The organism is Cereibacter changlensis JA139 (assembly GCF_003034985.1).
GTDB classification, from domain to species: domain Bacteria; phylum Pseudomonadota; class Alphaproteobacteria; order Rhodobacterales; family Rhodobacteraceae; genus Cereibacter; species Cereibacter changlensis.
In genome coordinates, this window is the sequence record NZ_PZKG01000048.1 from 16477 (window position 1) to 28570 (window position 12094).

At 69.5% G+C, this 12094-nt stretch carries 10 protein-coding genes; 9 read left to right on the plus strand and 1 reads right to left on the minus strand.

Annotated features, from left to right (window positions below):
* Positions 1–58 precede the first annotated feature (58 nt).
* From C5F48_RS11915 to C5F48_RS11955, 9 genes are all read left to right on the plus strand, one after another.
* Entirely contained in the window at positions 59–1072 is a 1014-nt protein-coding gene (locus C5F48_RS11915; RefSeq protein WP_107664137.1) for a BMP family protein, read from the plus strand.
* Positions 1069–2574: an ABC transporter ATP-binding protein gene (locus tag C5F48_RS11920; RefSeq protein ID WP_107664138.1), complete on the plus strand. Its 1506-nt coding sequence runs from the start codon at positions 1069–1071 to the stop codon at positions 2572–2574. The genes C5F48_RS11915 and C5F48_RS11920 overlap by 4 nt, the downstream gene beginning before the upstream one ends.
* Positions 2564–3607: an ABC transporter permease gene (locus tag C5F48_RS11925; RefSeq protein WP_107664139.1), complete on the plus strand. Its 1044-nt coding sequence runs from the start codon at positions 2564–2566 to the stop codon at positions 3605–3607. Before C5F48_RS11920 ends, C5F48_RS11925 begins: the two co-directional genes overlap by 11 nt.
* A gap of 52 nt (positions 3608–3659) precedes the next feature.
* Entirely contained in the window at positions 3660–4604 is a 945-nt protein-coding gene (locus C5F48_RS11930) for an ABC transporter permease (RefSeq protein ID WP_107664140.1), read from the plus strand.
* Complete coding sequence (locus C5F48_RS11935; protein WP_107664141.1) at positions 4604–5878, plus strand: amidohydrolase family protein; 1275 nt, start codon at positions 4604–4606, stop codon at positions 5876–5878. The genes C5F48_RS11930 and C5F48_RS11935 overlap by 1 nt, the downstream gene beginning before the upstream one ends.
* 248 nt (positions 5879–6126) lie before the next feature.
* Positions 6127–6960 (plus strand): AI-2E family transporter, encoded by an 834-nt coding sequence (locus C5F48_RS11940; RefSeq protein WP_258186499.1) that lies wholly within the window; start codon positions 6127–6129, stop codon positions 6958–6960.
* Between the two features lie 192 nt (positions 6961–7152).
* Positions 7153–7725 carry a class I SAM-dependent methyltransferase gene (locus C5F48_RS11945; RefSeq protein ID WP_170139629.1) on the plus strand — a complete coding sequence of 191 codons (573 nt, stop codon included), beginning with the start codon at positions 7153–7155 and terminating at the stop codon, positions 7723–7725.
* Between the two features lie 81 nt (positions 7726–7806).
* The gene (locus C5F48_RS11950) at positions 7807–8724 is read left to right on the plus strand and encodes a diacylglycerol/lipid kinase family protein (protein WP_107664143.1); all 918 of its coding nucleotides are present in this window, start codon (positions 7807–7809) and stop codon (positions 8722–8724) included.
* Positions 8721–9530: a metallophosphoesterase family protein gene (locus C5F48_RS11955; protein WP_107664144.1), complete on the plus strand. Its 810-nt coding sequence runs from the start codon at positions 8721–8723 to the stop codon at positions 9528–9530. Before C5F48_RS11950 ends, C5F48_RS11955 begins: the two co-directional genes overlap by 4 nt.
* Here the strand turns inward: C5F48_RS11955 and C5F48_RS11960 are convergent.
* On the minus strand, positions 9492–11855 hold the full coding sequence (locus C5F48_RS11960; RefSeq protein ID WP_170139628.1) for a putative bifunctional diguanylate cyclase/phosphodiesterase: 2364 nt from the start codon (positions 11853–11855) through the stop codon (positions 9492–9494). The two genes, C5F48_RS11955 and C5F48_RS11960, sit on opposite strands and share 39 nt — an antisense overlap.
* Between the last annotated feature and the right edge of the window lie 239 nt (positions 11856–12094).

Here is a 12094-nt window from a genome sequence, read left to right on the forward strand (position 1 = left end):
AGAATCGTCAAAAAGCTCTACCGTCCGGCGGGACCGGAATCAGGATGAGGGACAGATCATGACCGCACACACCATCGGCGCCATCACCAGGCGCAGCCTGCTTTTGTCCGGGGGCGCGGTGCTGGCGCTTCTGGCGCTGCCGCGCCAGCTCCGGGCGCAGGAGCCGCTGAAGGTGGCGGGCATCTACACCGTCCCGGTCGAGCAGCAGTGGGTCAGCCGCATCCACAAGGCCGCCGAGACCGCCAAGGCGGCGGGCGCCGTCGATTACAGCTATACCGAGAACGTCGCCAACACCGACTATCCGCGGGTGATGCGCGAATATGCCGAAAGCGGCGTGAAGCTGATCATCGGCGAGGTTTTCGGGGTGGAGCAGGAGGCCCGCGAGGTGGCGGCCGACTATCCCGAGGTGGCCTTCCTGCTGGGCTCCAGCTTCCCGCCGGACGAGGCGCTGCCGAATGTGGCGGTGTTCGACAACTACATCCAGGACGCGGCCTATCTGTCGGGCATCGTCGCCGCCTCGATGAGCAAGGGCAACATCGGCATGGTCGGCGGCTTCCCGATCCCCGAGGTGAACCGGCTGATGAACGCCTTCATGGCCGGCGCCCGCGAGGTGAACCCGGAGATGAAATTCCAGGTCAGCTTCATCGGCTCGTGGTTCGATCCGCCGAAGGCCAAGGAGACGGCGCTGGCGATGATCGAGGGCGGCGCGGACCTGCTCTATGCCGAGCGCTTCGGCGTGTCGGATGCGGCCAAGGAGAAGGGCGTGCTGGCGATCGGCAATGTGATCGACACGCAGGCAGACTATCCCGACACGGTTGTGGCCTCGGCGCTCTGGCATTTCGAGCCGACCTTCGACAAGGCGGTGGCCGAGGTGATGGCGGGCACGTTCACGGCGGCGGATTACGGCGTCTATTCCTTCATGAAGGAAGGCGGCTGTTCGCTGGCCCCGCTCGGCACCTTCGAAGGTAAAGTGCCCGACAGCGCCAAGGCGCTGGTGGCCGAGCGCGAGGCGGCGATCCGCGACGGCAGCTTCACCGTCGCCATCGACGACAGCGAGCCGAAATCCTCGTGAGCGAAGCCCCCGTCGTCCTGCGCCTGACCGGCATCACCAAGCGCTTCGGCACTCTGGTGGCCAATGACGGCATCTCGCTCGCGCTCCGGCAGGGCGAGGTGGTCGCGTTGCTGGGCGAGAACGGCGCGGGCAAGACCACGCTGATGAACATCCTCTTCGGCCATTACGTGGCCGACGAGGGCACGGTCGAGGCCTTCGGCCAGCCGCTGCCCCCCGGCCACCCGCGCGCCGCGCTGGCGGCGGGGGTCGGCATGGTGCACCAGCATTTCACTTTGGCCGACAGCCTGACGGTGCTGGAGAACATCCTTCTGGGCACCGGTTCGCTCTGGCGGCCCTCGCTGGGCAAGGGCGCGGCGCGGGCGCGGGTCGAGGCGCTGAGCCGCGACTTCGGGCTGAAGGTGCATCCCGACGCGCGGGTCGGCAGCCTCTCTGTCGGCGAGCGGCAGCGGGTGGAGATCCTCAAGGCGCTCTACCGCGACGCGCGGGTGCTGATCCTCGACGAGCCGACCGCAGTGCTGACCCCGCAGGAGACCGAAGCGCTGTTCCGCACCCTGCGGCTCGCCGTGGGGCGCGGGCTGTCGGTGGTCTTCATCTCGCACAAGCTGCACGAGGTGATGGGCATCGCCGACCGCTGCGTGGTGCTGCGGCATGGCCGGGTGGTGGGCGAGGTGAAGACCGCCGACACCGACCGGCACGCGCTGGCGGCGATGATGGTCGGCAGCGAGGTGACGCCGCCCGCCGTCGCCCCGGCGCGTCCGGGTCCGGTGCTGATGCGGCTGGACCGGGTGAGCGGGGCGGGGCTGCGGCAGGTCAGCCTCGATCTGCGCGCCGGGCAGATCGTCGGGCTGGCGGGCGTGTCGGGCAACGGGCAGGCGGCGGTGTCGGACTTGATCTCGGGGTTGATCGCGCCGGCCGCGGGCGCGGTGGAGATCGGCGGCAGGCCGGTCGGACGCTGGACCCCGCGGCAGGCGGTGGCCGAGGGCATCGCCCGCATCCCGGAGGACCGGCACAAGACCGGCACCATCGCCGATTTCACCCTGACCGAGAACGCCATCCTCGAAGGCTACCGCAGCGGCTTCTCGCGCGCGGGCTGGATGGACTGGCGCGCGGCGAGCGACTTCGCCAAGGGCATCATCCGGCGCTACGACGTGCGCTGCCCGGGGCCTGAGACGCGGATCCGGCTCCTGTCGGGCGGCAACATGCAGAAGCTGATCCTCGGCCGGGTGCTGGAGCCGGGGCCGAAGATCATCCTCGCCAACCAGCCGGTGCGCGGCCTCGACATCGGCGCCATCGGCTATGTGCATTCGCGGCTCTTGCAGGCGCGCGACGCAGGGGCGGCGGTGCTTCTGATCTCGGAAGACCTTGACGAAATCATGGGCTTGTCCAATGTCATTCACGTGATATCCGAAGGGCGTCTGTCGCCCGGCTTCGCGCGGGGAACGATGACGCAGACCGATCTGGGCCTCTGGATGGCCGGCCACGGCTTCGCCGATGCGGCTTGAGCCGATCGCCAACCCTTCGGCGCTGCGCCGCGCGGGGCTGCCCTTGGCGGCGCTGGGGCTGACCGTGGTGACGGCCTCGCTGCTGGCGCTGCTGGCCGGGGCCAACCCCTTCGCCACGCTGGGGCTGATCGTGCAGGGCGCGGTCGGCACGAAGTTCGCCGCGCTGGAGACGCTGAACCGCGCGACGCCGCTGATCTTCACCGGGCTCGCCGTGGCCGTGGCCTTCCGCGCCCGGCTCTGGAACATCGGGGCCGAGGCGCAGCTCTATGCCGGGGCGGTGGCCGCGGTGCTTCTGGGGACCGGGGCGATCACCGGCCCGCTGACGCTGCCCGTGATGGCGCTGGCGGCGATGCTGGCCGGGGCGCTGGTGCTGCTCGGCCCGGTCATGCTGAAGACCCGCTTCGGCGTGGACGAGGTGGTGACCACGCTTCTGTTCAACTTCATCATGCTGCTGCTGGTCAGCTACCTGCTGGAGGGGCCGCTGAAGGACCCGATGGGCATGGGCTGGCCGAAATCGGCGGCGCTGATCAAGGAGGCGCGGCTGCCGCGCATCGTGACGGGGCTCCGGCTGCACTGGGGCTTCGGCCTCGCGCTGATCGCGGCGCTGCTGGTCTGGGTGATCCAGACCCGCACCGCGCTCGGCTACGAGATGCGGGCCGTCGGGCTGAACCCGCAGGCAGCGCGCTTTGCCGGCATCCCGGTGAACGCGGTGCTGGTGAAGACGGCGCTGCTCTCGGGCGGGCTGGCGGCGCTGGCCGGGTTTTCCGAGGTCTCGGGGCTGAAGGGCAACCTGACGCTCGATCTGAGCCCGGGCTTCGGCTACACCGGCATCATCGTCGCCATGCTGGCGCTGCTGCATCCGCTGGCAGTCATCCCCTCGGCGCTGTTCGTGGCCGGGATCTTCGTCGGCGCCGACAGCATGAGCCGCGCCGCCGGCGTGCCCACCTATATCGCCGACATGCTGCTGGCCTTCGCGCTGCTCTTCATGGTGCTGGCGATCCTGCTGACCAAGGTCAGGGTGGTGCGGGGATGAGGGTGCTGCGCATCCGGCGACTGCCGGGATCCTTTGGACAGAGAAGAGGCTGATGGAGATTTTCGACATCCTGCTGTCGGCGACCTTCTGGGCGGCGGCGGTACGCATCGCCTCGCCCTTGATCTTCGCCACGATGGGCGAGCTGATCTGCGAAAGGGCCGGCGTGCTGAACCTCGGGATCGAGGGGATCATGGTGATCGGTGCCTTCTGCGGCTGGATGGCGGTCTATCAGGGCGCGGATCTCTGGGGCGGGGTCGGCGTCGCCATGGGCGCGGGGATGCTGTTCGGCCTGCTCCACGCCACGCTGACGGTGCCCTTCGGGCTGAGCCAGCATGTCGTCGGGCTGGGGGTGACGCTGCTCGCCACCTCGACCAGCTCCTTCGCCTACCGGCTGATGCTGCCCGAGGTAACCAGCCCGCCGAAGATCGAGCCCTTCGCCGTCTGGCCGGTGCCGGGCCTGTCGGAGATCCCGCTGATCGGCCCGGCGCTGTTCCAGCAGACGCCGCTGACCTATGCCGCCTTCGCCGTGGCCGGGCTGACCGCGCTGGTGCTGTTCCGCACGCCGCTGGGCCTGGCCCTGCGCGCGGCGGGCGAGAACCCGGCGGCGGTCGATGCGCAGGGCCTGTCGGTGACCGGGCTGCGCATGGGGGCGGTGATCGTCGGCTCCGGGCTGATGGCGGTGGGCGGGGCCTTCCTGACGCTCTCGGCCTTCTCCAGCTTCTTCTTCGAGATGGTGAACGGCCGCGGCTGGATCTGCATCGCGCTGGTGGTCTTCGGCGCGTGGAAACCCGGCAAGGCGGTGCTGGGCGCGCTGCTCTTCGCCGCCTTCGATGCGCTGCAGGTCCGGATGCAGCAGACGCCGCTGGGCCAGGCCGTGCCCTACCAGGTCTTCCTGATGATGCCCTATATCCTGTCCATTCTGGCGCTGATCCTGATGTCGCGCCGCGCCGAGGTGCCTGCCGCGCTGATGACGCCGTTCAACAAAGGAGAACGCTGATGTTCGATCTGATCGTGAAGGGCGGAACGCTGCCCGACGGCTCGGTGGCCGATATCGGCATCCGCGGCGACAGGATCGCCGCGGTGGGCCGGCTGGAGGCCGAGGCGGGGCGGGTGATCGACGCGACCGGAGACCTCGTCTCGCCGCCCTTCGTCGATCCGCATTTCCACATGGACGCGACGCTGAGCTACGGCACGCCGCGGGTGAACGCCTCGGGCACGCTTCTGGAAGGCATCGGCCTCTGGGGCGAGCTGAAAGAGATCGCCACGGTCGAGGACATGGTGAGCCGCGCGCTCGACTATTGCGACTGGGCGGCGAGCATGGGGCTCTTGGCGATCCGCAGCCATGTCGACACCTGCGACGACCGGCTGCTGGGGGTGCAGGCGCTGTTGGAGGTGCGCGAGAAGGTCAGGGACTACATCGACCTGCAGCTGGTGGCCTTCCCGCAGGACGGGCTCTACCGCGACCCGACGGCGCGGGCCAACACGCTCAGGGCGCTGGACATGGGGGTGGATGTCGTGGGCGGCATCCCGCATTTCGAGCGCACCATGCAGGACGGCGCGGAGTCGCTGCGCGACCTTTGCGAGATCGCGGCCGAGCGCGGCCTGCGGGTCGACATTCATTGCGACGAGACCGACGACCCGCTCAGCCGCCATATCGAGACGCTGGCCTACCAGACCCAGCGGCTGGGGCTGCAGGGCAGGGTGGCGGGCAGCCATCTGACCTCGATGCATTCGATGGACAACTACTATGTCTCGAAGCTCCTGCCGCTGATCGCCGAGGCCGGGGTGGCGGCGATCCCCAACCCGCTGATCAACATCACCCTGCAGGGCCGGCACGACACCTTCCCGAAGCGGCGCGGCCTGACCCGGGTGAAGGAGATGCAGGCCCAGGGCATCACCGTGGGCTGGGGCCAGGACTGCGTGCTCGACCCCTGGTATTCGCTCGGGACCGCCGACATGCTCGACGTGGCCTTCATGGGGCTGCATGTGGCGCAGATGACCCATCCGGCCGAGATGAAGCGCTGCTTCGACATGGTCACGCAGGAGAATGCCAAGATCATGGGGCTGCAGGGCTACGGGCTCGGCGTCGGCGATGTGGCCTCGCTGGTGGTGCTCGACGCGGGCAATCCGGTGGAGGCGCTGCGGCTGCGGCCGGACCGGCTCTGCGTCGTGGCGAAGGGCCGGGTGATCGTGGAGCGGAGCCGCAACGACGCGCGTATGGCGCTGCCGGGGCGGCCCGGAACGGTGCGCCGGCGGCATCTGCCGGGCTGAGCCGGAACCTGCCGGGCTGACGGGACGTTGGCCCCGGACAAGTCCTGGAGGCCCGATGACCCGGCGCAAGATTTCCCTGTTCGTGCTGGGTGGCATTTTCGTGCTGCTGACGCTGCTTGCGGCCGACGTGCTGCTGGTGATTTTCGCCGGCATCCTGTTCGGCGTGTTGCTGAGCGGGGGGGGCGGGGCTGATCGCCCGCTTCACCGGGCTCGGTCGCGGCTGGAGCATCGGCGCCTTCATCCTCTTGGTGCTGCTGGCCTTCGGCGGGGCCTTCACCGCCTTCGCCCCGGCGGCGGCGGAGCAGTTCGACGAGCTGACCCGCCAGTTGCCCGAGGCCTTCTCCAGCCTGCGCGACCGGATCGCCACCTTCTCCTGGGGCGACCAGCTGCTGAGCCGGCTGGCCCCGTCACGCCTTCTGTCGGGCGAGGGCGGCGGCATGGCGGCGACTGCGGTCACCTCCACCTTCGGGGCGCTCGGCAATGCCGTGATCATCCTGTTCATCGGGCTCTATGGCGCGATCAACCCCGGGCTCTACCGCGGCGGGTTGCGGGCGCTGCTGGCCCCTTCGCTGCGCCCGCGCGCCGAGGAGGTGATGGATGAGGTCGGAAGCACCCTGGCGAGCTGGCTCGGCGCGCAGCTGATCTCGATGACCGTGGTCGGGGTGCTGACCTGGCTGGGGCTCTGGCTGATCGGCATCCCGCTGGCCTTCATCCTGGGGCTGATCGCGGCGCTGCTGGCCTTCGTTCCCAACATCGGCCCGGTGCTCGCCGCCGCCCCCGCGCTGCTGCTGGCGGTGCCGGACGGGATGAATGTGGTGGGGATGGTGGTCGCGGTCTATCTGCTGGTGCAGACGGTGGAGAGCTATTTCGTCACGCCGATGATCCAGCAGGAGCGGGTGTCGCTGCCGCCGGCGCTGATCATCTCGTCGCAACTGCTGTTCGGGGTGCTGTTCGGCCTGTTAGGCTTGGCGCTGGCGACGCCGCTGGCGGCGCTGGGCCTGACGCTGTTCCGCGAGGTCTACGTGAAGGACTACCTGGAGCGCGAGAGCGACAGCGCCACGGCGATGATCGGCATGCGGTAAACAGCCGGAAGTTTTTTTCATCAGGGCTGGAACAGCTGCGAGGGCCCCGGGTTGTCAGGGCATCGCAAAGGATGAGTTCGACTGCCCACGCTTATGCGCTCACGACCCTTCCCTTTCCCTATCGACCACACTGCCGCGATGGTGCCCCGCGCCGGCCTGTCGCGTCCAATACCTGACGCTTTGGAGACCCCGATGACCCTGATGACCGCCGAAGACATGTATGGCCAGCCCGTCGCCAGTCTGGACCTGTTCTTCCGCTCCGACGAGCGTCGCGCCAGGGATGCGCAGACGCTCGCCCTGCTGCCGCGCCAGCACTACGACTCGGTGCTGGAGCTCGGCTGCGGCACGGGTGGCCTGGCGCGTCTGCTGGCGCTGCGCGCCGACGGCTATATCGGGATCGACGTGGCGGCCGAAGCGGTGGCCAATGCCGGCCTGCTGCGCCTGCCCTTCGGCGAGGTGCAGTTCCTGCAGGGCGACGCCGGGCAGATCCCGCGCGGGCCCTTCGATCTGGTGGTGGTCAGCGACTGGCTGGCCGGGATGACCCCCGAGGAGATATCGGCGCTGGCGCTCCGGCTGGGGCAGGTGGCGCCCGAGGCCGACGTGGTCTGCGTCAGCGACATCGCTCCGGGCGAGGATACCGGCGGCAGCCGCGCCCCGGCGCTGCTGGCGCGGGCGCTGGGCTGGCCGCTGACGGCGAGCCATGTCGGCCGCGGGTTCCGCATCGACGTGTTCGGCGCGGCCGAGGGCCCGGCGGCGCTCGACTGAGCCCGCTGGGGGAACCGCCCGCGGCCCGGCCCGTTGTGCCGGGCCGGCGCCTGTGACCGGCCGGTCAACTTAGGGGCGGCGATGAGACAATCCGATATCTGCGTGGTGATGAATGCCGGGTCCGGCAAGGGCGAGGACGCCGAGCGCGTCCGCGCCGCCTTCAAGGCGCTCGACGTGCCTGTCACCCTGCAGTTGGTCACCGACGGCAGCCGGATCACCGCCGCCGCGCGCAAGGCCCTGAACGACGGCTACCCGACCATCGTCGCCGCCGGCGGCGACGGGACGATCTGCGCGGTCGCTGCCGCGCTGCGCGAGAGCGACCGCACCATGGGCATCCTGCCGCTCGGCACCTTCAACTACTTCGCCCGCTCGCTCGACCTGCCGCAGGAGCTGGAGGCGGCTGTCGAGGTGATCTGCAAGGGCCGCACCGCGCCGATCCGCTTCGCCACGATCAACGACCGGGTGTTCCTGAACAACGCCAGCCTCGGCATCTACCCGGCGATCCTCGAGACCCGGGAAGACATCTATGGCCGCTGGGGCCGCAGCCGCACCGCGGCCTATTGGTCGGTGCTGAAGACCTTGGCGCGGATGGGCAGGCCGATGCGGCTGCGGATCACCGCCGACGGGGTGGAGCGCATGGTGAGCACGCCCCTGGCCTTCGTGGTGAACAACGCCTTCCAGCTGGAGCAGATCGGCCTCGACGGCGTCGACCGGATCGCCGCGGGCGAACTGGTGGTGTTCATCGCGCATGACTCGGGCCGGCTGGGCATGGTGCGGCACGCGCTGGCGCTGGCGGTGGGCAATGCCGAGAAGGACCGCAATTTCGAGCTGATGAGCGGCAAGGAGGTGCGGATCGAGATCATCACCCGCCGCCGCAAGCCGCATCAGGTCGCCCGCGACGGCGAGCGTGAGCGGATCGGGTCGCCCTATGATCTGAAGGTGGTGCCGCAGGGGCTCACCGTCACCGTGCCGGAGGGCTGGGACGCGACGGTGCGATGAGAAAGCTGGTCCATCTCTCCGATCTCCATTTCGGCCGCGACCGTCCGGAGCTGCTGCGCCCTCTGCTGGACGCGGTGAACGCGGTGAAGCCGGACCTTGTGGCGATCTCGGGCGACCTGACCCAGCGCGCCACCGACGCGCAGTTCCGCGCCGCCGCCGCCTTCATCGAGGCGCTGGAGGCCCCGGTGCTCTGCGTGCCGGGCAATCACGACGTGCCGCTGCACAACCTCTTCCTGCGGGTGGTGACGCCCTGGCGGCGCTACCGGCGCTGGATCGGCCGCGAGCTGGAGCCGCAATACAGCGACGAGGAGATGATCGTCGTCGGTGCGAACACGGTGAACCCGCTGGCCTGGCAGCAGGGCTGGTTCCGCTCGCGCTCGCTGGAACGGGTGCGGCAGGCCTTCCGGGCGGAGGCGGACGGGCAGGGGAGCCAGACCCGCATCGTGGTGGCGCATCACCCGATGGAGCATGCGCCGGGCGAGAAGAAGGAACTGATGCGCGGGGCCGAGCGGGCGGTGGATTACCTGTCGGGCTGCGGCGCCGATGTAATCCTGACCGGGCATCTGCACACCTGGCGGGCCGAGCCCTTCGCCGGGGTGGCCGGGCGCGAGGTGGTGCTGCAGATCCATGCCGGCACCGGGCTTTCGACCCGGATGCGCGGCGAGGTGAACGACTTCAACCTGCTGCGGATCTCGGGCGAGCGGATAGACGTGCTGCGCTACGCGGTGGCCGACGACTCGCTGACCTACGAGGTCGGCGAGCAGCGGTCATTCCTCGGCGGCGGCGGTCGCTGGCGACGGGAGTGACCCCAGCGCAGTGATCGCCAGCGGGTTCGGCCGGGCGAAGTAGTAGCCCTGGAACACCCGGCAGCCCTTGTCGTAGAGCCAGTTCAGCTGGGCCTCGGTCTCCACCCCCTCGGCGACGATCTTCACCCCCAGCCCGCGGGCGAGTCCGATGATGCCCTCGAGGATCGTCTTGTTCGAGCGCTGGTCCACGAGGTCGACGACGAAGCTGCGGTCTATCTTGATCACGTCCACCGGCAGGTCGCGCAGGTAGCTGAGCGAGGAGAATCCGGTGCCGAAATCGTCCAGCGCCAAGGTCAGCCCCATCTCGCGCAGCTGCAGCATGGTGGCGCGGGCGGCGGTCAGGTTCGACAGGAGCGTGCCCTCGGTCACCTCCAGCTCCAGCAGCCTGGGGTCGGCCCCCGTCTCGGCCAGGGTGCGCTGCACCAGATCGGCGAAATCGGCCGAGAGGAAATGCGCCGAGCTGATGTTCACCGACAGCCGAAGGCTGCGGGTGCGATGGTCGGTGGCGCGGCGGCGCAACTCGAGGCAGGCCTCGCGCAGCACCCAGACATCCATCTCCTGGGTGAAGCCGGTCTCCTCGGCGAAAGGCACGAAGTCGCCGGCGCCGATCAGCCCGCGCTCGGGATGCTGCCAGCGGATCAGCGCCTCGTGGCCGATCACGGTCAGCCCCTCGTCGGTCCGGCGCACCTTGGGTTCGTAATACAGCCGGAACTCGTCGCGCCGCAGGCCATCGCGCAGGTCTTGCGCCATCGCCATGCGCTCGGCCAAAACCTGCTCCATCCCCGGCTCGAAGGCGGCGATCCGGTTGCCGCCCTCGGCCTTGGCCGAGATCACCGCCAGATCAACGCTCTTCATCAGCCCGGCGACGGTATCCCCGGCCGAGATCGGCGTGAGGCCGATGCTGACGGTCACATCGACCGAAAGCCCCCCCAGATCGTAGGGCTGGCGCAGCCGGGCGAGGATGCCCTGCGCCCGCTCGGTCGCCAGCGCCTCGGCTGTCCCGGCGTCGGGCCGCGGGTCGCCGATGATCAGCACGAACTCGTCCGAAGCCATGCGCCCCAGGTCGCAGCCCTCGGGCGTTAGGTCGATCAGCCGCTCCGCCACCCGCTGCAGCAGCATGTCGCCCTGGTAATGGCCGTGGTTGCCGTTCACCGAGCGCATGCCGTCGACGTCGATGTAGAGCAGCGCCAGATGGCCGCCGTCGCGCTGGCACAGCGCCAGCCCGTCGCGCAGCACCTCGGTGATGCCGCGGCGGTTGTAGAGCCCGGTCAGCGGATCGAAGAAGGCCAGCTGATGCGCCTCGGCCAGGGCGTTGCGCAGGGCGTTGTCGGCCGAGACCTGGCTGGTGACGTCGCTGAAGGTGCAGACCACGCTGATCAGCGTGCCCTCGACCAGCGCGGGGGCGGCGTTCACCGACAGGATGCGGCGCTCGCCGTCGCCATCGACGATGGTCATGCGCTGGTCGCGCAGCACCGCGCCGGTGCGCAGCACGACGGCGACCGGCCGGTCCTCCGGCGCCAGCGGCCGGCCCTCGACGGTGGCCGAGCCGAACATCGGGTTCTCGTGGCTCTGCCCTACCAGCGCCGAGCGCGGCTTGCCGGTGATCGCCTCGGCCTCGTCATTGGCGAAGATCAGCCGGCCGCTGCAGTCGAAGGCGAAGATCGCCGAGGTGCTGGTCTGCAGGATCGACTTCAGCAGGGCGCGGTCCTCGCGCAGCGTCTGTGCCGTCGCCTCGGCTTGGCGCTCGCTCTCGCGGCGCATGACCACGGCGAAGATCACGTCGACCAGCGACTGCAGCAGCGCCACCTCGGCCCCCGACAGCCGGTCCTTCGCCCGGACGAAGGAGACGGCGGTGAAGCCGAACAGCCGGTCGCCCTCGACCATCGGCAGCGCCACCAGCGACTTCACCTGCTGGCGGATCATGGTCGCGCGCTGCGGCTCCGATTCGGGCAGATCGTTGGCGTCGGGAATGACGACGGGCTGGCGCGCCTGCAGCGTCGGCATCCAGGAGGCGATCGTGTCCGTGCGCGGCGTGCCGATCGGGGGCAGGATCTCGGGCGTGCCCGGGCGCGCCCATTCGTGGGTCCGGCAGACCTGGCCATTGGCGCTGATCCGGTAGGCGTTCACCCGGTCGGCGTTGCAGGCCTCGCCGATCCGGCCCATCGCGGCAAGCACCGCCGGATCGACGCCGTCATCGGCGGCCAGCACCACGGCGTTGATGATGCTGACGATGTCGGCCTGCGACAGGCGCGTCTCGTAGGCCGCGGCTTCCTCCGGAGAGGTTGTATCGGTAGGCCGAGAACCTGCCAATCTGTCGGCTGTCATTCGATTGGCTTCTTCGCCCTTCTGGCCGGCGAGAGCCGTCGCCCCGGTTGACCCGGAGCGTAGTCCCGTGGCGGATTTCATGTCAAAACGAGTCGCTGAAAACTTCGATGCATCCGCAGGGCACGGACGGCTGCCGTCAATCCCGCGGAATCGCGGGTGCGTGCCTGCTCAGTAAAGCTACCATAACTAGGCGGATCAATCATAATTGTTCGCTGCGGTGGAAGATCAGCGCCACCGAT

What these genes read in the sequence shown, in the direction of transcription:
- C5F48_RS11935 (WP_107664141.1), top strand. Translation starts at nt 4,604, where the DNA reads ATGTTCGATCTGATCGTGAAGGGCGGAACGCTGCCCGACGGCTCGGTG.
- C5F48_RS11925 (WP_107664139.1), top strand. Translation starts at nt 2,564, where the DNA reads ATGCGGCTTGAGCCGATCGCCAACCCTTCGGCGCTGCGCCGCGCGGGG.
- C5F48_RS11930 (WP_107664140.1), top strand. Translation starts at nt 3,660, where the DNA reads ATGGAGATTTTCGACATCCTGCTGTCGGCGACCTTCTGGGCGGCGGCG.
- C5F48_RS11915 (WP_107664137.1), top strand. Translation starts at nt 59, where the DNA reads ATGACCGCACACACCATCGGCGCCATCACCAGGCGCAGCCTGCTTTTG.
- C5F48_RS11945 (WP_170139629.1), top strand. Translation starts at nt 7,153, where the DNA reads ATGACCCTGATGACCGCCGAAGACATGTATGGCCAGCCCGTCGCCAGT.
- C5F48_RS11960 (WP_170139628.1), bottom strand. Translation starts at nt 11,855, where the DNA reads ATGACAGCCGACAGATTGGCAGGTTCTCGGCCTACCGATACAACCTCT.
- C5F48_RS11950 (WP_107664143.1), top strand. Translation starts at nt 7,807, where the DNA reads ATGAGACAATCCGATATCTGCGTGGTGATGAATGCCGGGTCCGGCAAG.
- C5F48_RS11955 (WP_107664144.1), top strand. Translation starts at nt 8,721, where the DNA reads ATGAGAAAGCTGGTCCATCTCTCCGATCTCCATTTCGGCCGCGACCGT.